Annotated in this window: 25 protein-coding genes and 1 riboswitch; of the genes, 23 read left to right on the top strand and 2 right to left on the bottom strand. The window is 74.5% G+C overall.

The annotated features are described in order from the left end of the window. Positions 1 to 35 precede the first annotated feature (35 nt). Positions 36 to 164: riboswitch (TPP riboswitch) on the top strand. The 23 genes from HH311_RS10155 (at position 164) to HH311_RS10045 (ending at position 22,226) form a co-directional block, all read left to right on the top strand. Next, positions 164 to 1,603 carry a cytosine permease gene (locus HH311_RS10155; protein ID WP_169183523.1) on the top strand — a complete coding sequence of 480 codons (1,440 nt, stop codon included), beginning with the start codon at positions 164 to 166 and terminating at the stop codon, positions 1,601 to 1,603. Its footprint overlaps the riboswitch before it by 1 nt. Beyond that, the gene (locus HH311_RS10150) at positions 1,600 to 2,640 is read left to right on the top strand and encodes an aldo/keto reductase (protein WP_169183522.1); all 1,041 of its coding nucleotides are present in this window, start codon (positions 1,600 to 1,602) and stop codon (positions 2,638 to 2,640) included. The genes HH311_RS10155 and HH311_RS10150 overlap by 4 nt, the downstream gene beginning before the upstream one ends. A gap of 147 nt (positions 2,641 to 2,787) precedes the next feature. Then, the gene (locus HH311_RS10145; protein ID WP_169183521.1) at positions 2,788 to 3,441 is read left to right on the top strand and encodes a hypothetical protein; all 654 of its coding nucleotides are present in this window, start codon (positions 2,788 to 2,790) and stop codon (positions 3,439 to 3,441) included. Positions 3,442 to 3,650: 209 nt separating this feature from the next. After that, positions 3,651 to 4,514, top strand: a complete 864-nt coding sequence (locus HH311_RS10140) for a class I SAM-dependent methyltransferase (protein ID WP_169183520.1) — start codon at positions 3,651 to 3,653, stop codon at positions 4,512 to 4,514. A 133-nt stretch (positions 4,515 to 4,647) separates the two neighbouring features. Beyond that, a complete protein-coding gene (locus HH311_RS10135; protein ID WP_169183519.1) occupies positions 4,648 to 6,444 on the top strand; it encodes an alpha/beta hydrolase in 1,797 nt (598 codons plus the stop codon). Between the two features lie 179 nt (positions 6,445 to 6,623). After that, the gene (locus HH311_RS10130) at positions 6,624 to 6,833 is read left to right on the top strand and encodes a hypothetical protein (protein WP_169183518.1); all 210 of its coding nucleotides are present in this window, start codon (positions 6,624 to 6,626) and stop codon (positions 6,831 to 6,833) included. 123 nt (positions 6,834 to 6,956) lie between these two features. After that, positions 6,957 to 7,241: a hypothetical protein gene (locus HH311_RS31570; RefSeq protein WP_169183517.1), complete on the top strand. Its 285-nt coding sequence runs from the start codon at positions 6,957 to 6,959 to the stop codon at positions 7,239 to 7,241. After that, positions 7,238 to 7,684, top strand: coding sequence for a helix-turn-helix domain-containing protein (locus tag HH311_RS32580; RefSeq protein WP_169183656.1), 447 nt, complete (start codon positions 7,238 to 7,240; stop codon positions 7,682 to 7,684). The genes HH311_RS31570 and HH311_RS32580 overlap by 4 nt, the downstream gene beginning before the upstream one ends. Continuing rightward, positions 7,681 to 8,538, top strand: coding sequence for an alpha/beta hydrolase (locus HH311_RS10115; protein WP_312030060.1), 858 nt, complete (start codon positions 7,681 to 7,683; stop codon positions 8,536 to 8,538). Before HH311_RS32580 ends, HH311_RS10115 begins: the two co-directional genes overlap by 4 nt. Positions 8,539 to 8,548: 10 nt before the next feature. After that, complete coding sequence (locus HH311_RS10110) at positions 8,549 to 8,998, top strand: hypothetical protein (RefSeq protein ID WP_169183516.1); 450 nt, start codon at positions 8,549 to 8,551, stop codon at positions 8,996 to 8,998. Positions 8,999 to 9,019: 21 nt separating this feature from the next. Continuing rightward, positions 9,020 to 9,880 (top strand): Fpg/Nei family DNA glycosylase, encoded by an 861-nt coding sequence (locus HH311_RS10105; RefSeq protein WP_169183515.1) that lies wholly within the window; start codon positions 9,020 to 9,022, stop codon positions 9,878 to 9,880. Positions 9,881 to 9,977: 97 nt separating this feature from the next. Next, positions 9,978 to 11,183 carry a sensor histidine kinase gene (locus HH311_RS10100; protein WP_169183514.1) on the top strand — a complete coding sequence of 402 codons (1,206 nt, stop codon included), beginning with the start codon at positions 9,978 to 9,980 and terminating at the stop codon, positions 11,181 to 11,183. 76 nt (positions 11,184 to 11,259) lie between these two features. Then, positions 11,260 to 12,201 carry a S49 family peptidase gene (locus HH311_RS10095; RefSeq protein ID WP_312030059.1) on the top strand — a complete coding sequence of 314 codons (942 nt, stop codon included), beginning with the start codon at positions 11,260 to 11,262 and terminating at the stop codon, positions 12,199 to 12,201. 181 nt (positions 12,202 to 12,382) lie between these two features. After that, the gene (locus HH311_RS10090; protein ID WP_169183513.1) at positions 12,383 to 13,828 is read left to right on the top strand and encodes a WXG100 family type VII secretion target; all 1,446 of its coding nucleotides are present in this window, start codon (positions 12,383 to 12,385) and stop codon (positions 13,826 to 13,828) included. Beyond that, entirely contained in the window at positions 13,825 to 14,619 is a 795-nt protein-coding gene (locus tag HH311_RS10085) for an ESX secretion-associated protein EspG (protein ID WP_169183512.1), read from the top strand. The genes HH311_RS10090 and HH311_RS10085 overlap by 4 nt, the downstream gene beginning before the upstream one ends. Continuing rightward, positions 14,616 to 14,987: a hypothetical protein gene (locus HH311_RS10080; protein ID WP_169183511.1), complete on the top strand. Its 372-nt coding sequence runs from the start codon at positions 14,616 to 14,618 to the stop codon at positions 14,985 to 14,987. The genes HH311_RS10085 and HH311_RS10080 overlap by 4 nt, the downstream gene beginning before the upstream one ends. A gap of 145 nt (positions 14,988 to 15,132) precedes the next feature. Beyond that, positions 15,133 to 15,993: a LytTR family DNA-binding domain-containing protein gene (locus HH311_RS10075; RefSeq protein WP_169183510.1), complete on the top strand. Its 861-nt coding sequence runs from the start codon at positions 15,133 to 15,135 to the stop codon at positions 15,991 to 15,993. Then, positions 15,990 to 16,985, top strand: a complete 996-nt coding sequence (locus tag HH311_RS31560) for a hypothetical protein (protein WP_248292386.1) — start codon at positions 15,990 to 15,992, stop codon at positions 16,983 to 16,985. The genes HH311_RS10075 and HH311_RS31560 overlap by 4 nt, the downstream gene beginning before the upstream one ends. Positions 16,986 to 16,989: 4 nt before the next feature. Beyond that, positions 16,990 to 18,699, top strand: a complete 1,710-nt coding sequence (locus HH311_RS10065) for a cation acetate symporter (protein WP_169183509.1) — start codon at positions 16,990 to 16,992, stop codon at positions 18,697 to 18,699. A 164-nt stretch (positions 18,700 to 18,863) separates the two neighbouring features. Further along, complete coding sequence (locus HH311_RS10060) at positions 18,864 to 19,223, top strand: DUF485 domain-containing protein (protein WP_211190059.1); 360 nt, start codon at positions 18,864 to 18,866, stop codon at positions 19,221 to 19,223. A 2-nt stretch (positions 19,224 to 19,225) separates the two neighbouring features. Further along, the gene (locus tag HH311_RS10055) at positions 19,226 to 20,881 is read left to right on the top strand and encodes a cation acetate symporter (RefSeq protein WP_211190083.1); all 1,656 of its coding nucleotides are present in this window, start codon (positions 19,226 to 19,228) and stop codon (positions 20,879 to 20,881) included. Between the two features lie 70 nt (positions 20,882 to 20,951). Beyond that, positions 20,952 to 21,278: a rhodanese-like domain-containing protein gene (locus HH311_RS10050; protein WP_169183507.1), complete on the top strand. Its 327-nt coding sequence runs from the start codon at positions 20,952 to 20,954 to the stop codon at positions 21,276 to 21,278. A gap of 21 nt (positions 21,279 to 21,299) precedes the next feature. Beyond that, entirely contained in the window at positions 21,300 to 22,226 is a 927-nt protein-coding gene (locus tag HH311_RS10045) for a DUF4328 domain-containing protein (protein ID WP_169183506.1), read from the top strand. Between the two features lie 93 nt (positions 22,227 to 22,319). Here HH311_RS10045 and HH311_RS10040 read toward each other — a convergent pair whose 3' ends face one another. Then, on the bottom strand, positions 22,320 to 22,874 hold the full coding sequence (locus HH311_RS10040; RefSeq protein ID WP_169183505.1) for a ferritin: 555 nt from the start codon (positions 22,872 to 22,874) through the stop codon (positions 22,320 to 22,322). A 21-nt stretch (positions 22,875 to 22,895) separates the two neighbouring features. Continuing rightward, a complete protein-coding gene (locus tag HH311_RS10035) occupies positions 22,896 to 23,972 on the bottom strand; it encodes a hypothetical protein (protein WP_312030058.1) in 1,077 nt (358 codons plus the stop codon). Between the last annotated feature and the right edge of the window lie 11 nt (positions 23,973 to 23,983).

Below are 23,983 nucleotides of genomic sequence, written 5' to 3'. Positions count from 1 at the left end.
GGCGCCCGACGTCCTACCGTCGGCGCCGGGGCGCGAGTGCGTTCCACGGGAGTCCGGGAGACGGGCTGAGAGGGGACCTGGCCGGCCGAGCCGCCGGCGGTGGTCCCGACCGTCCGAACCTGATCCGGGTCATGCCGGCGCAGGGAAGCAGCGAGGTGTTCGCATGGCCGTGTCCGCATCGTCCGCGCCGACGCAGCAGGGGCCCGACGAGGTCGCCCCCACCCTCGACGGGCCGGTGCCCCGCTCGTTGGGGCTGCTCGACCAGGGCGCCTTCTGGGCGAACCTCGGGGTGAGCCTCCTCGGCTTCGCCGGGGTCCTGGCGGTCCTCGAGCCCGCCGGCTCCGCGCCGCTCACGATCCCCGCCGCGCTCGTCGCGACCGTCGTCGGGACGCTCATCGGCAGCGCGATGGTCGGGCTGTCCGCGATCCCCGGGGCGCGGACGGGCGCGCCGGCGATGGTGGTGCTGCGCGGGCTCTTCGGCGGGGTGCTGTCGTGGATCCCGTCGGTGCTCAACGTCGTCCAGCTCGTCGGGTGGGGCACCTTCGAGCTCGTCGTCATCGCGCAGGCGGGCGTGCTGGCGCTCGGTGGCCCGACGTGGGCGTGGGTGCTCGGCGCGGGGGTGGTGACGACGGCGCTGACGCTGCGCCCGCTCGGCATGCTGCGGCTGCTGCGCCGGGTGGTGACGATCCTGGTCGCGATCGCGGTGGCCTACCTCGCCTGGTGGCTGTTCTCCCGGCCGGCGGCGGCCGACCTCGGGCAGAGCGGGTCCTGGTCCGGGTTCTGGGCCGGGACGGACGCGGCGATCGCGGTCGCCGTCTCCTGGATCCCGGTGGCGTCGGACTACTCGCGGCACTCCCGCCGGGTCGCGACCGCGTTCACCGCGGCCACCGTGGGCTACGCGATCACCCAGATCCTCTGCTTCGTCGTCGGCCTCGCCGCGCTGTCGCTGGTCGCCGGCAACGGCGACGCGGTCTTCGCGCCCATGCTCGCCGCGCCGCTCGGGCTCGCGGCGCTCCTGGTCCTCACGCTGCGGGAGACCGACCAGTCCTTCGCCAACGTCTACTCCACCGCGGTCTCCGCGCAGAACCTCTGGCCGCGCGCGGACCGCCGGGTGCTCTGCCTCGTCGTCGGGACCCTCGTGACGGTGCTCGCGCTCGGCGTGACGATCGACGACTACTCGAGCTTCCTCGCCGTCATCGGCTCGGTGTTCGTCCCGCTGCTCGGGGTCGGGGTCGGCGACGCGCTCGTCAACCGCACCTGGGCGCGCGGAGCGACGGGGGACGGACGCGGCCGCGCCGACCTCTCGCGCTGGGCGCCGTCGCGCCCGCTGATGGTCGTGGCGTGGCTCGTGGGCCTCGTCGCCTACCAGCTGGTCAACCCCGGCGGCGCGCCCGGCTGGTCGGACGCGTGGTCGGCGCTGCGCGCCGCGCTCGGGTTCGTCCCGCCGACGTGGCTCTCGGCCTCGCTGCTGTCCTTCGTCGTGGCGGGGGTCGCGGCGGCGCTCCTGACGCTGCTCGAGCGTCGCGGTGCTTCGACCTCGTCCGGGACGGCTACTCAGCCGGGGTCAGCAGACCAGCCCCGAAGGAGCACTCCCTCGCGATGAAGATGCGGACACTGGGCCGGACCGGCATCACGGTCAGCCCCTACTGCCTGGGCGCGATGATGTTCGGCGCCATGGGCAACCCCGACCACGACGACTCGATCAGGATCATCCACAAGGCCCTGGACTCGGGGATCAACTTCGTGGACACCGCGGACGTGTACTCCCGCGGCGAGTCCGAGGAGATCGTCGGCAAGGCACTGCAGCAGCTCCCGGCCGAGCGCCGCGAGGACGTCGTGCTGGCCACCAAGGTGCACGGCGGCATGGGCGACGACCCGAACCGGGCCGGCAACTCGCGGCGCTGGATCGTCACCGAGGTCGAGAACTCGCTGCGGCGCCTGCAGGTAGACCACGTCGACCTCTACCAGATCCACCGTCCCTCGCCGGACACCGACGTCGAGGAGACGCTCTCGGCGCTCACCGACCTGATCCGCAGCGGCAAGGTCCGGGCGATCGGCTCGTCGACGTTCCCGGCCTCGGAGATCGTCGAGGCCCAGTGGGTGTCCGAGCGCCGGAACCTCGAGCGGTTCCGCACCGAGCAGCCGCCGTACTCGATCGTCAACCGGGGCATCGAGCGCGAGGTCCTGCCGGTCTGCGAGCGCTACGGGATGGGCGCGCTGGTGTGGAGCCCGCTGGCGATGGGGCTGCTCACGGGGCGTTACCGCAAGGGCCAGCAGACCGACAGCCCGCGCATGTCCTTCGCGCCCGGGCGCCTGACCCACGAGCGCAAGCTCGACGTCGTCGAGCAGCTCCTCCCGCTCGCCGAGAAGGCCGGGGTCTCGCTGACCCACCTGGCCATGGCGTTCGCGGTGGCCCACCCGGGCGTGACGTCGGCGATCATCGGCCCACGCACCATGGAGCACCTCGACGACCTGCTCGCGGGCGCGGAGCGGACGCTCGACGACGAGGTCCTCGACCGCATCGACGAGATCGTCCCGCCGGGCACCGACGTCGACCCCGGCGACGTCTCCTACGCCCCGCCGGCCATCGAGCACGCGCGGCTGCGGCGTCGTCCCACCGAGGAGCGCTCGGCCGCCTGACCGCGGCCCGACGCTCCGCGTGACCGCCACCCGACGACGGCCGGGGCCACCCCCGGACCGTCGTCGTGGCGCGGCGGGACGGTCGTTCGACCGTGGCGTGACCCGGGACTGGTAGAACGAACCCGTCAACCGGCGAGGGGATCGGTCGTGAGCTACCCGCAGCGTTCCTGGGACGACGGCGACGTCGAGGTCGTCGCGAAACGGCTGTGGGCGGGCGGCGTCGCGACTGCGCTGGTCGCGGCCGGTATCGCGTTCGTCGGTGTCCTCATCATCAACAGCATCTTCGAGGTCGGCATCCAGACCGCCGGGCGCAGCGGGGCGCTGGTCGACAACGCCTCGACGGTCATCCCGATCGCGGCCGGCATCGCGGCGCTGGCGAGCACCGCGCTGCTGCACCTGCTGCTGCTCACCACGCCCCGCCCGGCGTCGTTCTTCTCGGCGATCGCGGTGCTGGTGATCGTCGTGCTGATCCTGCAGGTGTTCCTGGCCGACGGGACGATCTCGGCCCACATCGCCACCGGCATCCTCTACGCGGCGATCGGGATCGCGATCGTCTCGATGCTCTCGGGGGTCTCGGCCACGTCGGTCCGGCCGGCCACGCGCGGCGGCTGGGGAGGCCGGCAGTACGAGGGCCAGCAGCAGTACGAGGGGCAGCAGCCGTACGACGGCCGGTACGACGCCGGTTACGGCAACCGCGAGTCGCAGTACCCGCCGCAGGGCCAGTACCCGCCGCCGGGCCAGTACTACGACCAGCGCACGCAGCGTTACGACCCGCGGGGCTCGCAGGACCGCTGGCGCTGAGCACGCCCGGTCGCGTGGTCACCGAGGGTGACCGCATGCCGACCGCCCGGCGTTGTTTCAAGGCTTTGTGATGCTTTCGCTCTGCGGCCCACCTCGCTTGACCCCTCGCGCCGACCCTCGCGACGATCAATCGTCCTGATCCTGCGGATCGGCCATGTCGCCTGTCCGCGTGCTGGTCGCGCCCTGGGCGCGACCGAAGGGGTGGTCGCATGACGCAGACGGTCAACGGACACGGAGCAGCGGTCGCGACACCCGGTCCGGGACCCACCGACGGGGAGCACCGGCTGGGCCGCGGGGTCTACGAGGGCCCGGCCGCCCTCGGCGAGGCCCGCCGCGCGCTGCGCGTCGCGCTGCCCGAGCCGAGCAGCAAGTTCGACCAGGACGACGAGTGGTGCGTGGTGGCGCAGCCCGACGGCTCCTGGCGGGAGTACCGCTTCCACGACTACCACCACATCTTCGAGGTGCCGGGGCTCTACGAGAAGATCTTCTACGACGTCCTCGGCTGCGACTCGCCGCGGTTCATGGCGGGCCTGCTGGCCGACGCCCTGGCCGACGCCCGCGAGGACGCCGCGGACATCCGCGCGCTCGACCTCGGCGCGGGCAACGGGATCATGGCCGAGGAGCTCGCCCACGTCGGGGTCGCCCACGCGGTGGGGGTGGACATCCTCCCGGAGGCCCGCGCCGCCGCGGAGCGTGACCGCCCGGGCCTGTACGCGGACTACCTCGTCGAGGACCTCACCGCGCTCGACCCCCAGCAGGCGCGCCGGCTGGACGACCACCGGCTGAACGCCCTCACGGTGGTGGCCGCGCTGGGCTTCGGCGACATCCCGCCGGCCGCCTTCCGCACGGCCTACGACCACATCGCGCAGGACGGCTGGGTCGTCCTGACGATCAAGGACGCGTTCCTCGCGGCCGAGGACACCACCGGCTTCGCGACGATGATCTCCGAGGGCATGGCGTCGGGGGCGCTCGAGGTCGTGCGCCGGGAGCGCTTCCGCCACCGTCTCGCCACCGACGCGAGCCCGTTGGTCTACGAGGGGATCGTCGCCCGCAAGCGCGGCCCGCTCGGCTGATCGCCTTCTCAGAGACCCTTCTCCCGGCCGTTTCCACCACGTGGTGACGGGGCACACACTGGTCCGGACGACGCGCTCCGGGACCCGACGAGGGTCCCGGAGCGTTGGGGAACCTGCCCGACGGGAGCGCACGATGGCCGCGAGCACCGACAGCACCGTGGACCGCCGCAACACGGCCCCACCCGCGCCGCGCACGCCGGATCTGGCCCGGGCCCTCGAGACGGTCGTGCCGGACTCGCTGCTGGCCCGCACCGACCCGGCCCTCTTCGGGCGGACGGTGCTGCAGCTCGCGCAGGGCTGGGCGACGCACCCGAGCGAGGTGGGCCGCGCCGCGTCCGCCTTCGCGGCGGTGTCGGCCCGGATCGGCGCCGCCGCGACCGGACGGGCCCTGCGCGGCCTCGCCGGCGGCGACACGACGGAGGCCCCCGACGGCGAGACGCCGATGCCGCTCACCAAGGACGGCCGCTTCAAGGACACGACCTGGACCGAGAACCCGGCGTTCTGGGCGCTGCGCCAGGAGTACCTGGCCCTGGTGTCCTTCTTCGACGACCTGGTCGGCGCCGCGGGCCTGGAGCCCGACTCCGATGAACGGGCCCGGATGCTCATGGGCCTCGTCGGCAGCGTCGTCTCGCCGTCGAACCTGCTGCCGACCAACCCGGCCGCCCTCAAGCGGGCGTTCGAGACCGGCGGCGCGAGCGTGGTCGCGGGCCTGCGCAACGTCCTCGACGACGTCGCCACCAACAACGGGCGCCCCCGCCAGGTCGACGCGAGCAACCTGCGGGTCGGCAAGGAGCTCGCGGCCACGCCCGGCAAGGTCGTCTACCGCAACCGGCTCATGGAGCTGGTGCAGTTCGACGCCCAGACCGACGAGGTCCACGAGATCCCGCTGCTGTGCAGCCCGCCGTGGATCAACAAGTACTACGTCATGGACCTCGCGCCGGAGCGCAGCCTCGTCGAGTGGGCGGTGCAGCACGGCCACACCGTCTTCATGATCAGCTACCGCGACCCGGACTCCTCGATGGCCTCGACGTCGTTCGAGGACTACCTGAACTTCGGCGACGCCGAGGCGCTCGACGTGGTCTGCCGGATCACCGGCTCCGACAAGGTCAACCTGATGGGGCTGTGCCTCGGCGGCCTGATGGCGGCGCTGCTCACGGCCCGGTGCGCCGCCCGCGACGACGACCGCATCAACAGCCTCACGCTGCTCAACACGATGCTCGACTACTCCGAGGTCGGGCCGGTGTCGTCGTTCGTCAGCCCGGAGATCGTCGAGCGGCTCGAGCGCTCCATGCAGGAGACCGGCTACCTGCCGGCCGAGTCGATGGCCACCACCTTCGACCTGCTGCGCGCCAACGACCTGATCTTCAACTACATCGGGCCGAACTGGCTGGAGGGCAAGGCCCCGCCGGCGTTCGACATCCTGGCGTGGAACGCGGACTCGACCCGCATGCCCGCGGCGATGCACGCCTCCTACCTGCGCCACTTCTACCTGGAGAACGAGCTCGCCCGCGGCGTCCTGGAGCTCGAGGGCGAGCCGATCTCGCTCAAGGCGATCCACGCCGACACGTTCATCGTCGCCGCGGAGAACGACCACATCGCCCCGTGGCGGACGTCGTTCACCTCCACCGAGCTGATCGGCGGCGACGTGACGTTCGTGCTCTCCACCGCCGGGCACATCGCCGGGGTGGTCAACCCGCCGAGCCCGAAGGCCAAGCACTGGGTGGGCACCGTCGGCGCCACCGGGGCGGACGCCCCGGGCCCGGACGCCTGGCGCGCCCGCTCCACCGAGGTGAAGGGCTCCTGGTGGGAGTCGTGGGCCGAGTGGATCGGCGAGCGGGCCGGGGGCATGCGCACGCCGCCGCCGACGGGCAGCGACGAGTACCCGGTCCTCGGCGAGGCCCCGGGCGACTACGTGCGGGGGAACGCCTGACCCCCTCGGCGTGACACTGATCACGTTGCGGTAGCGTGACGTTCGCGGTGCCGGGACGTGACACGTCTTGACGGGGCTCGGGGGGCTCCCGCACCGTGTTGCGCAGAGCGCGACGTCGTCGCGGGGAACGCAACGCACGTCGTCTCGGTCGTTGCCTGCCGCCCCTGATCGGTGAGCCCATGGATCCCCGCCCCGCCCGCCCTGTGCGCTCGGCGTCCGCCGCGCTGCGCCACCTCGTCGACGACGCCGTCGGACCGGGGTACGACACCCCCTTCCTGCGCCTGGACCTGCTCCTGGCCGGACGCCAGTCGCGGTGCGGCTGCGACGGCTGCACGGCGCAGGTCGCCCGGGTGCGCGAGGAGATCCTCGCCTCGCTGCCGCGGCGCTGACCGGTTCCCGGGTGGGCCGCACGGCCCGTGCTCGGTATCCTGAGCGGTCGATCGGCCGGTCGAGCACCCCGGTCGACACGACCGCGCACCGGGCCGCACGCCCGGTCGCTGGAGGAGGAGCCGATGACGACGACCTCGAACGGCCACCCGCGCGCCGCCACCGACCCGTTCGTCGACCTCGTGTCCCGGGGTCAGCGGGCCGTCACCGACGTCGCCACGGGCATGGCCGAGATGTGGGGCGCCGCGCTCACGGGCGCGGACGAGGCCACCCGCCGCGCCTCCGGCCCGCTGCCCACCACCGCCTCGCTGGGCGACGCGGTCGACCGGGCGGTGGACACCGGCATCGCGGTCCTCGAGATGCAGCGCTCGGTCGCCCACCAGGTGCTCGACGCGCTGCGGCTGCGCTGAGCGCGACCGGGCCCGTCGCCGACGCGGCCCCGCCCTCGGGGCCGGCCGGCGTCTGGGCGGCCCAGCGGCGAGCGCTCGGGTCGTTCATCCGTGACCAACGGCGGCTGGCCCGGCTGTCCCTGCGACAGCTCTCGGCGCTCTCGCACATCTCCAACCCGTACCTCAGCCAGGTCGAGCGTGGCCTGCACGTGCCCTCCGTGCGCGTGCTGCAGGCGATCGCCGAAGCGCTCGACCTCTCCGCCGAGACCCTCCTCGAACAGGCGGGTCTCGTGCGGGACCAGGTCGGCCCGCCCGGCGGGTCGCGATCGCGGGGGGAGCCCGACGACGACCGCACGGTGGAACGCGCCGTCCGTGCGGACCGTCGGCTCTCCCACGCGCAGAAGGAGGCGTTGATCGCCGTGTACCGCAGCTACACCGACCGCGACCACGAGGACGACCGGTGAGCGCGGCCGTGGCCCGCGTCCCCGGTGGGGAGCCCGCCGAGGCCGGCTGGGAGCGCACGCTCACCGTCGCCGGACGACGGATCCGGGTCGGGGTGCGCCCCGGCACCGATCCCGGGGTGCGGCCCCTGGTGCTCGTGAACGGCATCGGCGCGAGCCTCGAGCTCTTCGAGCCGCTCGTGGCCGCCCTGGACCCGCGCCGCGAGGTCGTCCGCTTCGACGTGCCCGGCATCGGCGGCTCGCAGGGCTCGACGGTCCCGCTGCCGATGGCGGCGCTGTCGACGCTGCTCGCCGACCTGCTGGACCAGCTCGACGGCCTGACCCCGTCGCCGCACCGCGTCGTCGACGTCCTCGGGCTGTCCTGGGGCGGCGGGATCGCGCAGCAGTTCGCCCTGCAGTACCCGCGCCGCACCGGCCGGCTCGTCCTGGTCAGCACCGGGACCGGCGTGATGATGGTGCCCGCGCGGCTCGGGGTGCTCGCCCGGATGCTCACCCCGCGGCGCTACAACGACCCCTCCTACCGCCGCGACGCCGGGCGGGAGATCTACGTCGGGGAGGACCCGGACGCCGTCGACGCCCTGTTCTCCCGGGTGAGGCCGGTCCGGGCCACCGCCTACCTGCACCAGCTCTTCGCGCTGACGACCTGGACGAGCCTGCCCGTGCTGCCCCTGATCACGGCGCCCGCGCTGGTGCTCGCGGGACGGCGCGACCCGGTGATCCCGGTGGTCAATGCCCACATCATGGCCTCGCTGCTGCCGCGCGGGAGGGTGCACCTGCACGACGGCGGGCACCTCGGCCTGCTGACACGCCCGCACGAGCTCGGCGAGACGGTCGAACAGTTCCTCGACCAGCCCTAGAGTGGTCGGTGTGAGCCAGAAGGTCGTGACCGGGGTCGACGGGCGGGAGTGGATCGTCTCGCTCAAGATCATGTGGACCGACAAGTCCGAGGGCTTCGAGCACGAGAAGGAGGGCGGCCGCAAGGCCGTCATCGGCATCATCGTCGTGCTCGGGCTGCTGATCTTCGCGCAGATCGCGTGGGCGTTCCAGGTCCCGGCGGTCCGGACGCCGCTCTGGGTCATCCTCATCCTGATCGTCGTGATCGCCTTCTTCCCGGTGCGCTGGGCGCTGCGCCGGCCCCGCCGGCTCCGCGTCGAGGGCGGGCGCTGGCCCGACGACGACGACGGCGGCCGCGCCGAGGAGTGGAGCGGCTTCGTCCGGGGCCGCACCGAGGCCCGCGCGGAGTTCAAGCAGGCCATCAAGACGCTGCAGAAGCGGGGCACCCCGGCGCGCGCCAACAGCCCGCTGCAGCCCCAGTAGTCCCGGCCAGGAGGAGGGTCCGTGCCCGAGCTGCCCGAGGTGGAGGCGCTCGCCGAGCACCTGCGCACCCACGCGCTCGCGCGGCCCGTCGCCCGGGTGGACCTCGCGAGCATGACCGCGCTCAAGACCTTCGACCCGCCGCTGTCCGCGCTCACCGGACGCCTGGTGACGGGGGCCGGGCGGTTCGGGAAGTTCCTCGACGTGCAGTGTGACGGCCTCCACGTCGTCGTCCACCTGTCGCGGGCGGGCTGGCTGCGCTGGCACGAGCAGGCCTCCACCACCCCGCCGAAGCCCGGCAAGGGCCCGCTGGAGCTGCGGGTGCACCTCGAGACCGTCGGCGGCCCGGGGTTCGACCTCACCGAGGCCGGCACCCAGAAGCGGCTGGCGGTCTACGTCGTCACTGACCCCGCGACGGTGCCCGGCATCGCCTCCCTCGGCCCCGACGCGCTGACCCTCACGCGCGACCAGCTCGCCGGGCTGCTCGCGGGCACCTCGGCCCGGCTGAAGACGCTGATCACCGACCAGCGGGTGATCGCCGGCATCGGCAACGCCTACTCCGACGAGATCCTCCACGTCGCCCGGCTCTCGCCGTTCGCGCTGTCGGGCAAGCTCGACGACGAGGCGGTCGACCGCCTGCACGCCGCGATGATCTCGGTGCTGACCGAGGCGGTGGACCGCGCCGTCGGGCAGGACGCCGCCCTGCTCAAGGGCGAGAAGCGCAGCGGGATGCGGGTGCACGCCCGCACCGGCCTGCCGTGCCCGGTGTGCGGCGACGTGGTGCGCGAGGTCTCCTACGCCGAGCGCTCCTTCCAGTACTGCGCCACCTGCCAGACGGGAGGCAAGCCGCTCGCGGACCGCCGGCTCTCGCGGCTGGTCAAGTGACGCCCACGGGTCTGCATACCGCCGGACGGGCGGTGGCGTGCCTCCCTGCTCGTGTGTCTCGTTGCTCTGGCGTGCTCTGCTGTCGGACGATGTCGTGATGCCCGGTTGGTTGACCGACCCGACGGTCTACGTCGCCCTCGTCGCGGTCGTCGTCCTCGTCGCCGCCGGCCTGGTGATCTACCGGCGGCTGCGGCGCCGGCACGCGTTCGCGTCCCCGCTCGAGCGCGCCACGTTCTCGACCCTGCACACGGTGTCGCTGGCGGCCCCGGCCCTGCGCGAGGGCCTCTCCGAGTCCTCGGCGCAGTTCGCGGTGCCCTACCTGCGCACGCTGCTCGACACCGAGGCGCTGTCGATGACCGCGGCCGACTGCGTGCCGCTGGCCTGGGACGGCGACGCCGAGCACCACAACCTCGACGTGCGCTTCTACGCCGAGAAGGTGATGAAGACCGGCCGGCAGCAGATGGCCAGCCGCAAGGACATCGAGTGCGGCTCGGACCGCTGCCCGGTCAAGGGCATCGTCGTCGTGCCCCTCGAGGTCGACGGCAACGTCGTCGGGACCCTCGCCGCGGTCAGCGCCGAGACCCCCGGCCCGGTGCTGCTGCGCGCGTCGGCGGAGGTCGCGCGCTACGTCTCGAGCCAGCTCGAGCTCGCCGACCTCGACGACTCCCGCGACCGGCTCAACCGCGCCGAGGTCCGGGCGCTGCGGGCGCAGATCTCGCCGCACTTCATCTACAACGCGCTCAACACCGTCGCCTCGTTCATCCGCACCGACCCCGAGCGGGCCCGTGAGCTGCTCATGGAGTTCGCCGACTTCACCCGCTACTCCTTCCGGCAGGCCGGCGAGTACACGACGCTCGCCGAGGAGCTCAAGAACATCGACCGCTACCTGATGCTCGAGCGCGCCCGGTTCGGCAACCGGCTGGCGGTCAAGGTGCAGGTCGCGCCCGAGGTGCTCTCGGTGGTGCTGCCCTTCCTCGCGCTGCAGCCGCTGGTGGAGAACGCGGTGCGCCACGGGCTGGCCGGCAAGGTCGAGGGCGGCACCGTGACGCTCACCGCGGAGGACTCGGCGAGCGAGTGCCTCATCACCGTCGAGGACAACGGCGTCGGGATGGACCCGCAGGCGCTGCGCGAGGACAACCGCGACGCCCACCTCTCGGGCGCCCACGTCGGCCTCGGCAACGTCGACGACCGGATGCGCTCGGCGTTCGGCCCGGACTACGGCCTCGTCGTCGAGACCGAGCGCGGCGCCGGGACCAAGATCAGCCTGCGCGTGCCCAAGTTCCGTGCGGGCGTTCGCGTTTGACCTCCGGTCCTGTGCGTGCGTTCCCGTGTCCTGGCACGGGAACGCACGCACACGCCCGTAGGGCAAACTCGGGGTCGTGGACCTGAAGCTGCCAACGACCTCGATGCTGGGGTCCCTGAAGCTCCCGCCGGCCGTCTCGTCGGTGCTGCCCGGTGCGCTCGCCTCGAAGGTCGGCGGCGGCACCGTCAGCGTCGTGCGGCTCAACGGGGTCATCGCCGCCGTGTCCGGCCCGGTGCCGCGGGCCGTGATCAACCTGCAGGCGGTGGAGTCGGCGCTGGTCCGGGCCTTCTCCGCGGAGAACGCCGTCGCGGTGGCACTGGTGATCAACTCGCCCGGCGGCTCCCCGACGCAGTCGCAGCTCGTGGCCGACCGCATCCGTGGGCTCGCGGCCGAGCACGAGCTGCCGGTGCTCGCCTTCTGCGAGGACGTGGCGGCCTCGGGCGGGTACTGGCTCGCCTGCGCGGCCGACGAGATCTTCGCGTGCCCGACGTCGCTGGTCGGCTCGATCGGCGTGGTGTCCGGCGGCTTCGGGCTCACCGGGCTGATCGAGCGGTTCGGCATCGAGCGCCGCCTGCACACCGCGGGCGAGAACAAGGCCCGTCTCGACCCGTTCCAGCCCGAGAAGCCCGAGGACGTCGAGTGGCTGCTCGGCATGCAGGGCGAGCTGCACGAGCTGTTCATCGAGTGGGTCCGCGCGCGGCGCGGGGACAAGCTGGCGCCGGACGCCGACCTGTTCACCGGCGAGGTCTGGACCGGCCGCCGGGCCGTCGAGCTCGGGCTGGCCGACGGCATCGGGACGCCGCGCGAAGTGCTCTCCGAGCGGTTCCCCGACGCCGAGCCGGTCGGTGTCGAGCCCCGCAAGCCGCTCCTCGCGCGGCTCGGCGTGGGCGTCACGGGCGGGGTCCCCGGGCTCGGCCTGGCGGGGATGTCCGCGGCGACGACCGACCCGGCCTCGGCGATCGTGGGCGCCCTGGAGTGGCTCGAGCACCGGGCCCACTGGAGCCGCTTCGGCTTGTAGACGGCGTCCGGCGTCGCCGAGCGGGCTCGCACGGTCGCCGCGGGAGCCCGCAGGGTCCACTCGGCGGCCGTGATTGCGGAACCCACCCGACCTGGAGTGCTCGCGACGCCTCGCCCACCTATCCTCGACGGCTCGCGGAGAGGGGGCGTGGGTGGCGGCGGTCGGGTGGGACGGACGCGACGTGTCCGGGCTGTCCCACGAGCAGATCCACCGCTGGATCCGCGAGGGGGCGAGCCCGGAGGCGCTCGCCGCGGCCCGGGACCGCCACCTGGCCCGCGCGGACGAGCTGCGCGACACCGCCGACCGGCTCCGGGCGGCCCATCGCGGGGTCAGCGAGACCTGGATCGGCCGCGACGCCGACGCGGCGGGCCAGCGGACCGGGGCGCTCGCCTCGCGGATGGAGCAGCTCGCCGAGACCGTCTCCGGCCAGGCCCGCGGGGTCGAGGGGATGCGGACCGCGCTGCTGCGCGTGCAGGCCGCCGTCGGCCCACCCCGCGCGCCGGCGCTGCCCGGACTTGGCGCCCCGCCCGGGCTCGGCGAGCTCCGCGCCCTGGTCACCGGGGCGCCCGCGGACGGGTTCCCGGCCTTCCGGGCCGCTGCGCAGGAGCAGGCGGCGGCCCGCGAGGCCTACCGGACCTACCTGACCGAGACCGCCGCCGCGGCCCGCGGCGTGACCACCGCGGGGGAGGGACCGCCGCCGGCCGCGCCGTCCGGCGGTCCGGCGGCGTCCACGGCCGGGGGTGCACCGCCGCTGCCCCGGACGGCCGGAGCCCCGACCGGCTCCCCGGCCGGCCCGGACGCCGGCGCCGGGGTCCCGGCGGCGACCCGGGGCGCGACCCCGGTCACCGGAGCGCGGGGAGCGGCCACCGGCGTCCTCCAGCGCGCCGCGACCGCCCCGCCGAGTCCGGCCCCGCCGGGTGACCTCCCCGTCGGCCCGCGGGCGGTCGGGCCCGGGGCGCTGCCGGGCGGCCCGGGGACGGCGGCGACGGCGGTGCCCGACCGTGGGCCGGCGCCGCCGGGGTCGGGTCCCTCGGTGTCCGGCCCGTCGGGGTCCGGTTCCCCGGTATCCGGCCCGTCGGTGCCCGCCCCGGCGTCGTCGGCCCCGGGTGCGACGCCGCCCGGGTCGCCGGGTCCGGCCGATACGGGCCGGGCCGTCCCGGCGGCCGGTGACGCCGGCGGGGTGCGCCCGGTCCCCCTCCCGACGACGGGCCCGGGCAGCCGGCGCCCGTCCGGCCGCCGTCGGGACGACCCCCCGCAGCGCGCCGACGACGGGGCGACGCCGCCCGCCGCGGCATCGGCGACCGACGGAGCCCCGCCGTCCTCCCCGCCGTCCTCGCCGCCCGACGGCCACGCCCCCGGGACGGACACCGGCGGCCACGGCCACCCGTCCCCGGGCCCGCTCGACGCGGCCCCGTTCGGTCTCACCCCCGTCGGTGGCGGGACCGGGGAGCACCGGCTCCCGCCGCGGCGCACCGAGTACCTGGTCGACCCCGACCCCGCGGGCTGGGGCGCCGACGCCACCCGCCGCGTGGCCCCACCGGTGCTCGGCGAGGCCGACGACGACCGGCCCGACGACGACCCGCCCCGCGACGACCGACCCGGCGACGTCCCCGCGGAGCCGTCGTGACCGCGCCCTTCCCCGTCCTCGCCCTGCGCCGCACGGAGCTCACCTGGGTCCTCGAGCAGTGCGGGGCCACCGACTGGCCCTACCCGCTCGCCCCGGCGGCCTGGCCCGCCGAGCGCGACGACGAGACCGTCCTCGCCCGGGCGCGCACCGAGGATGCCCTGCGGGCCCGCGGGCTCCTCGAGCCCGGGCCGGCGGCCGTGCTGCTCGCCGTCGGGACCGCGGTGCGCGACCGGAGCCGCCAGGTCGACCTGGTGCGTCGCTCGGCGACCAGCCCGGTCGCCGCCGTCGCGGTCGGTGGCGCCACCGACGGCGCGCTGCTCTGGTCGGCGGACCACGCCGACGCCGACGTCGCGGTGCGCCCGCTCGACCCCGCGGGGCTCGTGGCCGGGCTGCTGGCGCTCGTCCCGCCGCTGCCGCCCGCGGCGGGACCGCCGCTGGACGTGCCCCCGCCGGGCCACCACGGCCCGGGCACGGCGCGCGGCGACCGGGAGCGCCGCGCCGTCGAGGACGTCCTCACCGGGGCGGACGCCTGGACACAGATCGGCGTCGTCCCTGCTCCGAACGGGGTAACTTCGGGGCGGGAACGCGGTGATGCCACGATCAAATGGTTGGACGGGCCCCGCGGCCGGTACCGGCTGCGGCAGGATCCTGGTGCGGGGCCGCCCGGGCGCGCCGGCCCGGACCGTCCGGGGCGGACCCGGCTGGTCGGGGAGGACGCGGCGTCGCCCGCGGTCCGCCGCGAGCTGGAGGACGCGCTCGGCCCGCCCTCGTCCGGAAGGAGCACGCCATGAGCGGTCTGGGTCCCTCGGGGCCCGGCCCCGGGACGCCCTCCGGGGACGAGGGCTCCGCCGCACTCGATCCGGCCGACGCCCGGCGGTTCGCGGGCCGGGTGGACGACCTGGAGCGCACCGTGGCCGAGGCCCGCGAGGCGCTGCGCCGGCTCGCGGAGGACCCGCTGGCCACCGGCACCGGCCAGGACAACGCGGAGATGGCCGCGTGGTACCGCGAGCTGCTGGTCACCGACACGGTGCCCGCGGCGGACGACCTCTCCCGCCAGCTCGACGCGGTCCGGCGTGCGGTGGTCGAGGGCACGGCCGCGTGGGAGTCCACCGAACGCTCGATCTCCGACTCGCTCGGTCCCGGCACCGACGCGCCCTGAACGGCGGGGAAACGGTGAGAGGTCCGGTGACGATGTTTCTGGGGTCCGCGGCATCGCCGTGGCACGACGGGCACCCCGGGATCGCCCGACCGGCGGGGTCCCTATCGTGGACGCGGGACGAACCCTTGGGCAGGATGGCGAAGCAGTGACTACCAACGACAACGACGGCCTGGTCGTCCTCGCGGTCGACGACGAGGAACCTGCGCTCATGGAGCTCGCCTACCTCCTGGAGCAGGACCAGCGCGTCTCCACGGTGCTGAAGGCGAACGACTCCATCTCCGCGCTGCGCATCCTCACGGGCGGCGACCAGGTCAACATCGGCGGCTTCGGCACCCCGCCGTCGGGCATCTCCGCGCCGGCCAAGCAGTCCGACGTGGACGTGCTGTTCCTGGACATCCGCATGCCGGGTCTCGACGGCCTCGAGCTCGCGCAGGTGCTCTCGCGCTACGTCATCCCGCCGTCAGTGGTCTTCGTGACCGCGCACGACGACCGCGCGGTCGAGGCGTTCGACGTCGGCGCGGTGGACTACCTGCTCAAGCCGCTGCGCCCGGAGCGCCTCTACGCCTCGCTGACCCGCATCCTCGCCTCCCGCGGCACGACCGTCCCGGTCGAGCCCGCCGTCGAGGAGGAGGGCGACGACGAGGTGATCCCCGTCGAGCTCGCCGGCACCACGAAGCTGGTGCAGCGCTCGACGGTGCGCTGGGTCGAGGCCCAGGGCGACTACGCGCGCCTGCACACCACCGAGGGCAGCCACCTGGTGCGCATCCCCCTCTCGGTGCTCGAGGAGCGCTGGTCGGACGCCGGGTTCGTGCGCATCCACCGGTCCTACCTCGTCGCGCTGCCGCTGATCACCGAGCTGCGCCTGGCCGGCTCGGGCTACGTCGTGCGCCTGGGCAACGGCGGGGGCAGCGGTGAGGTCGCGGAGCTGCCGGTCAGCCGGCGCCACACCCGCGAGCTGAAGGACCGCCTCGTCCGGTCGACGAAACAGGCCTGGGGCCGACGGTGACCACCACCGACGGCCGGACCCGGACCGGGGGCGAGCACCCCGGCCCGGCCGATCCGTCGGGCCACGACGAGGCGGCCGGCGCCGTCACCCCCAGCCCCACCGCGCGGACGCCCGAGCCCGACGGCGGGCCCGCCGTCGCCCGGGTGCGGGCCCGCCGGGCCCGGCCCGCGTCCGGCCAGCCCGGTCAGCCGGGCCGCCACGCCCTGCCCGACGACGCGCCGCACTCCGGGCACACCCCGCCGCCGGGCTACCGGCCCCGCCACGCCGCCCCGGACGCGGAGACCGAGCAGCTGGCCGTGCCGGGGCAGGTCCCCGCCGCCCGGCCCGCCGCCGCCCCGGCCCCGTCGGCGCCCGCGCCCGAGCCCGACGCCGGCCCGGCCGCGGATGCCCCCGCGCCGGCCAGTCCGCCGGCCACCCCACCCCCGGCCGCCCCCGAGCCCGCCGTCGTGTCCGGCCCGCCCACCCCGGCCGCTCCGGACCCGGACGCGATCGCCCCGACACCGGTGCGCGGTCTCCCGCTCGCCTCCACGTTCCCCGCCTCGGCGGTCACCGCGTCCGAGGCCGTGCCGATGCTCGAGGGCCGTCCGGCGGTGTACGGCTGGCACACCGAGGGGGACGCCGCCGACGGTCCGGCGCCGGAGCGGGTGCGCATCGTGCTCGCGGAGCGCCGCTCCCCGACCCGGGCGGTCGGCACCGTCGCCGAGATCGAGGCGCAGACCGCGACCGGCGAGCTGCTGCTCTCCAACCTCATGCGCTCCCAGCTGACGCTGGCGCTGCGGCTCGCGGCGGTCGCGGTCCTCGTGCTGGGCGTGCTGCCGATCGTGTTCCTCACGATGCCCGCGGTCTCCGAGGCCGCCCCGGTCCTCGGGATCGGCCTGCCCTGGCTGCTGCTCGGCGTGCTCGCGTTCCCGTTCCTGCTGGTCCTCGGCTGGCTCTACACCCGCCACGCGGAACGCAACGAGCTCGACTTCGCCGACGACGTCGAGGACTGAGCCGATGTCCGGCGCCGGCACGGTGGTCGCGCTCGTCCTCGCGGGCCTCGCGGCGGTCGCGGTCATCGTCATCGGGTCGCTCGGCGTCCGGGTCACCCGCTCCACCGACGACTTCCTCGCCGCCTCGCGGACCGTGCGCAGCCGCGCGAACGCGGCGGCCATCGCCGGCCAGTCGCTGTCGGTGGCGTCCTTCCTCGGCGTCGCCGGGATCGTCCTGACCCGGGGGGTCGACGGGCTCTGGTACCCCGTCGGGTTCGTCGCCGGGTTCCTCGTGCTCCTGCTCTTCGTCGCGGCCCCGCTGCGGCGCTCGGGGGCGTACACCGTGCCCGACTTCGCCGAGACCCGGCTCGACTCCGCGCTGCTGCGCACGGTGACCACGGTCGTCGTCGTCGTCATCGGCTGGCTCTACCTCGTGCCGCAGCTGCAGGCCTCGGGCCTCGTCCTGACGGTGCTCACCGGCCTGCCGGCGTGGGTGGGTGTGCTGGTCGTCGGGCTCGTCGTCACCGCGGCGGTGACCTTCGGCGGCATGCGCTCGATGACGTTCGTGCAGGCCTACGGCTTCTGGCTCAAGGCCGTGGCGCTCGCGATCCCGGCCGTCGTCCTCGTCGCCTGGTTCCTGGGCTCGGGGATCGCGGCCGGCACCGCCACGAACGGCCCGGCGACGTTCGACCGCCCGACCACCGTGACCGTGCACGACCCGGTGACCCTCCAGGTCGCCGACCCCGTCACCGTGCAGGTCTCCGGCGCCGCGCCCGTCACCTGGGCGCCCGGCCCCCACGCGGTGGCCGCCGACACCACGCTCGCGTTCCCCGCCGGGGCGCACGTGCCGGTGGTCGACGGGGCGGTGGCCGACCAGCGCGCCTGGGACCGGCCCTTCGGATCGGGCGACCGCAACCCGCTCTGGGTCTACTCGCTGCTGCTGGCGACCTGCCTCGGCGTCGCGGGCCTGCCGCACGTCCTCGTCCGCTACTACACCAACCCCGACGGACGGGCGGCCCGGCGCTCCACGGTGCTCGTGCTCGCCCTGCTCGGCGGGTTCAGCATCGTCCCCATCGTGCTCGGGGCGCTCGGCCGCCTCGCCGCGCCGCAGCTGCTCGTCGGGAGCGAGGGCGACGCGGTGGTGCTGACGCTGCCCGCGCTCGCCCTCGGCGGCTGGCCCGGCGTGGTCCTCGGCGGGCTCGTCGCGGCCGGGATCGCGACGACGCTGCTCGCCGTCTCGGCGGGGCTGCTGCTCTCGGTGGCGGGCGTGCTCTCCAGCGACGTCCTGCCGGGGCGCCTCGGGGACTTCCGCATCGCCGCCCACGTCGCCGGGGTGGTTCCCATCGTGCTCGCGCTCGTGGTGGTGCGGCTCGACTTCGCGCAGAGCATCGCGCTGGCCCTGGCGGTCGCCGCCTCGACGTTCGCGCCGCTGCTGCTGCTGGGCATCTGGTGGCGGGGCCTGACGGACCGCGGCGCGGTGGCCGGGATCGCCGTCGGCGGGGTGCTCTCGCTGGGCGCGACCCTCGCGACGCTCTTCGGGGCGCAGCTGCCCGGCACGGCCGGCGTCCTGCTCGCCCAGCCCGCCGCGGTCTCGGTCCCGCTGGCGGTCCTGACGATGGTCGTGGTCAGTCGGGCGACCGCCCCGCGGGTGCCCGCAGGGGTGGGGCGTACCTTGCTGCGTCTGCACGCTCCGGAGCGGCTCGGCCTCGGTGAGATGCGTGTGGGGCGCGGCTGACCAGGAGGAACGTCGCTTCCCGGACGTTTCGACCGCTCCGGCACACACCGACCGTAATGGTGTGAGCCACTCGAAAAGAGCACGTTTCGCCGAGTGACGAGAACTAGTGTTCGGCCGTTGACCTTTCCGGCACCCCGCCCGCCCCGACTCCGAAGCGAGAGCACATGAGTGCGACCGAGGAGAGCCCTCGCGGCTCGGCGCCACCCGACGCCCCGCTGACCCCGTACGAACAGATGCAGCGCAGCCCGGAGTTCAAGGCCCTCCGCACCCGCTGGCGCCGCTACATCTTCACGATGAGCGGCCTGTTCCTCGCCTGGTTCCTGGCCTACGTCCTGCTCGCGGACTTCGCGCCCGGCTTCGTCAATTCCCACCTGGGCGGGACGAACCTCACCGTCGGCCTCCTGCTGGGCCTGCTGCAGTTCGTCTCGACGTTCGTCATCGCCGTGGCGTACGCGAAGTTCGCGGAGCGGAACCTCGACCCGACCGCCGCGGAGCTGCGTACCCGCGTGGAGGAGAACCTGTGACCCTGCCGGCCGTGCTCGCCGCGCTCCCCAGCCAGGCCCAGGCCCCCAAGCAGCTCGGCAGCCCGCTGCTCAACATCGGCATCTTCCTGGTCTTCGTCGTCATCACCCTGCTCATCGTCTACCGGGTGAGCCGCTCGGCCACGACCGCGTCGGACTACTACGCGGCGGGCAGCTCGTTCACCGGCCCGCAGAACGGCATCGCGATCTCCGGGGACTACCTCTCGGCCGCGTCCTTCCTGGGCATCGCCGGCGCGATCGCGGTGAACGGCTACGACGGGTTCCTCTACTCGGTCGGCTTCCTCGTCGCGTGGCTGACGGCGCTGCTGCTCGTCGCCGAGCTGCTGCGCAACGTCGGGCGCTTCACGATGGGCGACGTCCTGAGCTTCCGGATGCGCCAGCGCCCGGTGCGCGCCGCCGCGGCGGTCTCCACCCTCGTGGTCTCGTTCTTCTACCTGCTCGCCCAGATGGCCGGCGCCGGCGGGCTGATCTCGCTGCTGCTCGGCGTCCCGAACCAGCCCGGCATCTTCGACGGGCAGTCGCTGGTGATCCTGCTGGTCGGGCTCGTGATGATCTTCTACGTGCTCTACGGCGGCATGCGCGGCACCACCTGGGTGCAGATCATCAAGGCGACGCTGCTGGTCATCGGCGCCGCGGTGATGACGGTGTGGGTGCTGGGGCTCTTCAGCTTCAACCTGTCCTCGGTGCTCGGGGCCGCCGACGCCAACGTCAGCAAGAACCTGCTCGACGCCGGGAACCAGTACGGCAAGACGATCACCAGCAAGATCGACTTCATCTCGCTCGCGGTCGCGCTGGTGCTCGGGACGGCGGGTCTGCCCCACGTCCTCATGCGCTTCTACACGGTGCCCACCGCCCAGGAGGCCCGCCGCTCGGTGAACTGGGCGATCTGGATCATCGGCATCTTCTACCTGTTCACGCTCGTGATCGGGTACGGCGCCGCGGCCCTGGTGCCCCCGGGCGTCCTCTCGTCGAAGAACGTCAACGACGCGGCCCCGCTGCTCGCCTTCGAGCTCGGCGGCACGGTGCTGCTCGGCCTCGTGTCGGCGATCGCGTTCGCGACGATCCTCGCCGTCGTCGCCGGTCTGACGATCACCGCGGCGGCCTCGTTCGCGCACGACGTCTACGCCTCGGTCATGAAGGACGGCAAGCCCGAGCCCGGCTCCGAGGTCCGGGTCGCGCGGCGCACGGCCCTCGTCGTCGGCGTCGTCGCGGTGCTCGGCGGCATCCTCGCCAACGGTCAGAACGTGGCGTTCCTGGTCGCGCTGGCGTTCGCGGTGGCCGCGTCGGCGAACCTCCCGACGCTGCTGTACTCGCTGTTCTGGAAGCGGTTCAACACCGTCGGGGCGCTCTGGAGCATCTACGGCGGGCTCGGGATCTGCATCGTCCTGATCATCTTCTCGCCGGTGGTCTCCGGGTCGTCGGAGGCGGTGTTCGGCGCGGGCGTCGACTTCGCCTGGTTCCCGCTCTCCAACCCCGGCATCGTCTCGATCCCGCTCTCGTTCCTGCTGGGCGTCGTCGGGACCTTCGTCGGCGCGAACCAGATGACCGCGCAGGAGAGGGACGAGGCCGAGCGCAAGGCGGCCGAGATGGAGGTCCGCTCGATGACCGGCGCCGGGTCGTCCGGTGCCTTCGGCTCGTGAGCACTTTCGGTCGCTATAGCGAGCGAAAGTGCTCACGAGCGCGCAGCGCACCGTGTGATCTGATGGGGGCATGACGTCCGAGGTGCCCGCCGTGGCGGCGACCGAGGTGCCCGAGGGCTCCACCCTGCTCGACGTCCGTGAGGACGACGAGTGGGTCGCGGGCCACGCGCCGCAGGCCGTGCACGTGCCGATGTCGCAGTTCCTGTCGCGGCTCGACGAGGTCCCCGAGGGACCGCTGGCCGTCGTCTGCCGGGTCGGCGGGCGCTCGGCCCAGGTGACCGCGTACCTCGTCGGGCAGGGCCGGGAGGCGGTCAACGTCAGCGGGGGCATGCTCGCGTGGGAGGCCGCCGGTCGTCCGGTGGTGAGCGACGGGCCGGGGCCCGCCCAGGTGGTGTAGGGCCGTGAGGAGGAGGTCGCCATGACCTGCCCGCGGTGCGGCCGGGAACAGCCGCCGGGGGATCCCGGACGCTTCTGCGTGCACTGCGGCCGCGTGCTCTCCGGCGTGCGGTGGGTCGCCACCACGCCCGACGCGCTCCGCCCTCGCGATCCCGCCCCCACGCGGCGGCCGTACGCGGGGCCGCCGCGCTACCGCGACATCCCCCGCTGGAGCCTGTGGCCCTGGGCCGCGCGCCCGGAGCCGGGCGGCCCGGACGGGCCGCTGCCGCGCCGACCGGTGCCGGAGCCGGCCGAGGCCCTGCGCGCGCACGCCGAGCTGCTACGCCGCCTCGCGGCGACCACCGCGCTGCTCGCCGGGATCGCCGCCGCCGGGGAGGTCTTCCGCTACGTCCTGCTGGTGCTGTCCCGCGACCGCGCGCTCTCGGGCGTCGCGCTGGGGTGGTCCGACGCCCTCGTCACGCTGTTCGGGCTGCTCACGCCGGTCGTCGCCCTCGCCACCGGCGTCGTGTTCCTGCGCTGGCTGCTCGCGGCCCGGGACCTCGCGGCCGGGGAGTCCGGCACGCGCCCGTGGCGCTCCAGGCGGATCCTCCTGCTCGGCTGCGTGCTGCCGCCCTTCACGCTCACGGTCCCGGGCGCGACGCTCGCCGAGATCGAGCACGCCGCCTCCGGCCTCGACCCGGCGCGGCGGCCGACACCGTCGCGGCCGGTGCTCACCTGGTGGGCGAGCTGGGCGGTCGGGGTGGTCCTCGGCCTGGTGACGGTCGTGCACGGGTTCTGGTCGAGCACCCAGGCGCTCGCGGACGGCGTCGTGCTCCACGCGCTGGTGGACGTTGTGGCGGTGGTGACCGCCTGGGCCACGATCCGCGTCGTCGCCCACCTCACCGAGCTGCTCGCCCCGGTGCTGCGCCCGACCGGGCGGACCTGGGTGGTGCGGCCGGCCGCTGTCTGACCCGCTCCGCCCGGCACGAACGACCCGTTGGTGGCTTCTACCGCCACGAACGCGTCGTTCGTCCCGGCGGTGGGGCGCCGAGCGCCCGGGCGCTCAGGCGCCGGTCAGCGTGGCCGTGCCGCCCGCCGACGGCGGAGCGGTCGGGTCGGTGCCCGCGCCGGGGGGCATCTCGCGGGCCACGAAGTCCTCGACGTGGAACAGGTTGTCCCCGGCGCGGCGCACGATGCGCAGCAGCGTGGTCATCGAGGCCACCTCCTCGACCTGCTCCTTGAGGTACCACTGCATGAACTGCTCGCCGAGGTAGTCGCCCTCGTCGCGGGCGGTGCGGGCGAGCAGCGTGATCTGGTCGGTGACCCGCTTCTCCTGGTCGAGCACGAGCTCGACGACGTCCTCGACCGACTTGAAGTCGTTGCGGACGTCGTCGATCCCGGGGACCCGCACGTGCACGTCGTTGTCGAGCAGGTACTGGACCATGCCCATCGCGTGGTTGCGCTCCTCGAGCGCCTGCGCGTAGAAGTGCGCCGCCATCTGCGGCAGGTCCTCGTCGTCGCAGTACACCGCGACGGCGGTGTACTGCTGCGACGCCGTGAACTCGTGGCGGATCTGCTCGCGCAGGAGCTCGTGGAACGTCGACGACGAGGGGGTCATGGCTCCCGAGTGTAGGTTCGGCTAACCGGTGATCGTCGCCGCGACCGCCTGATCCCCCTTCTTCGTCACCCGCAGTGGCGGCGGCGGCACCCCGAGGTCGGAGCACCCGAGGTTCTGGAACGACGCCTGCAGGCGCTGGGCGAGGAAGGTGAACAGGGTGTTCGCCGCCGCGGCGTCCGGGGAGGGGGCCTGGGAGAAGCGGGCCTGGTCGGCCTTCAGACGTCCCGGGGCCACGGCCACCAGCGACCGGCAGTAGGCCGCGCCGTCGGAGGACGCGCCGACCGGCTGGTCGACGCCCGCACGGTAGAGCGCGAGCTTGGCCGGCGACGGCTTCCCGTCGTTCTGGACCATCGGGTCGTTCGCGGGCACCAGGGCCACGGGCCCGCCCTGGTGGGCGGCGGCCTGCAGCTCGTTGAGCGCGAGCGACGGGACCTGCCGGCCGGCGTCGCCGGCGTCCGGGGCCGTCATCGGCCGGCAGCCCAGGGCCGGGTCGACGAAGGCGTCGAGCAGCCCGTTGTCGCTGGCGTTGGTGAGAACCGTCCCGCCGAGACCGGTGTTCGCCGCGGTGTCCTGGGCGGTCCGGCCGTCACCGAGCACCCGGTAGGACGTGGCGAGGTTGTCGCTCTGGTCCTGGTCGACGACCGAGAAGTCGCGGGTGGTCGGGCACGGCTGCCCGTCGGCGGCGGTGCCGAGACCGGGCACGGTGAGCTTCCCGGCCGCGACGGCGCCGTTCGCGGCGGCGAAGAACGCGGGTGCGTCGCAGTCGGCGAACTGGCCGAACGGCGAGCCGGGGGTCCCCTCGACACAGCCGGCGCGGTCACCGTCGAGGGTCAGCGTCGTGCCGTTGAAGCCGAACCAGACCCCGACGACGGCGCCCGGCGGCACGGCGGGTGCCACCGGCGCCGCGGCGGGCTTCGTCCCGTTGTCGACGACCAGCGGGTGGTAGACCGACAGCGCGCCCGTCGCCGGGTCGAGGATCGTGGCCTCGACGAACGCGGCCTGCGCGGTGTCCGCCTCGTGGCACGCGCCGCCACCGCCCGCCCCCTTGAGCCGGTACGGCGTCGCGAGGCCGGCCGCGCTGGTGGGGTGCGGCGGCACGATCAGCGTGC

The organism is Actinomycetospora sp. TBRC 11914, assembly GCF_012933465.1.
Classification (GTDB): Bacteria; Actinomycetota; Actinomycetes; order Mycobacteriales; family Pseudonocardiaceae; genus Actinomycetospora.
Note: the sequence above shows the minus strand (reverse complement) of the source record. Positions and strands in the feature narration are given on the sequence as shown.

Excerpts from the sequence above, each read along its gene's own strand:
- HH311_RS10080 (WP_169183511.1), top strand. The coding sequence starts at position 14,616 with ATGAGCGGTCTGGGTCCCTCGGGGCCCGGCCCCGGGACGCCCTCCGGG.
- HH311_RS10050 (WP_169183507.1), top strand. The coding sequence starts at position 20,952 with ATGACGTCCGAGGTGCCCGCCGTGGCGGCGACCGAGGTGCCCGAGGGC.
- HH311_RS10150 (WP_169183522.1), top strand. The coding sequence starts at position 1,600 with ATGAAGATGCGGACACTGGGCCGGACCGGCATCACGGTCAGCCCCTAC.
- HH311_RS10040 (WP_169183505.1), bottom strand. The coding sequence starts at position 22,874 with ATGACCCCCTCGTCGTCGACGTTCCACGAGCTCCTGCGCGAGCAGATC.
- HH311_RS10140 (WP_169183520.1), top strand. The coding sequence starts at position 3,651 with ATGACGCAGACGGTCAACGGACACGGAGCAGCGGTCGCGACACCCGGT.
- HH311_RS10130 (WP_169183518.1), top strand. The coding sequence starts at position 6,624 with ATGGATCCCCGCCCCGCCCGCCCTGTGCGCTCGGCGTCCGCCGCGCTG.
- HH311_RS31570 (WP_169183517.1), top strand. The coding sequence starts at position 6,957 with ATGACGACGACCTCGAACGGCCACCCGCGCGCCGCCACCGACCCGTTC.
- HH311_RS10060 (WP_211190059.1), top strand. The coding sequence starts at position 18,864 with ATGAGTGCGACCGAGGAGAGCCCTCGCGGCTCGGCGCCACCCGACGCC.
- HH311_RS10045 (WP_169183506.1), top strand. The coding sequence starts at position 21,300 with ATGACCTGCCCGCGGTGCGGCCGGGAACAGCCGCCGGGGGATCCCGGA.
- HH311_RS10100 (WP_169183514.1), top strand. The coding sequence starts at position 9,978 with ATGCCCGGTTGGTTGACCGACCCGACGGTCTACGTCGCCCTCGTCGCG.
- HH311_RS10065 (WP_169183509.1), top strand. The coding sequence starts at position 16,990 with ATGTCCGGCGCCGGCACGGTGGTCGCGCTCGTCCTCGCGGGCCTCGCG.
- HH311_RS10135 (WP_169183519.1), top strand. The coding sequence starts at position 4,648 with ATGGCCGCGAGCACCGACAGCACCGTGGACCGCCGCAACACGGCCCCA.
- HH311_RS10155 (WP_169183523.1), top strand. The coding sequence starts at position 164 with ATGGCCGTGTCCGCATCGTCCGCGCCGACGCAGCAGGGGCCCGACGAG.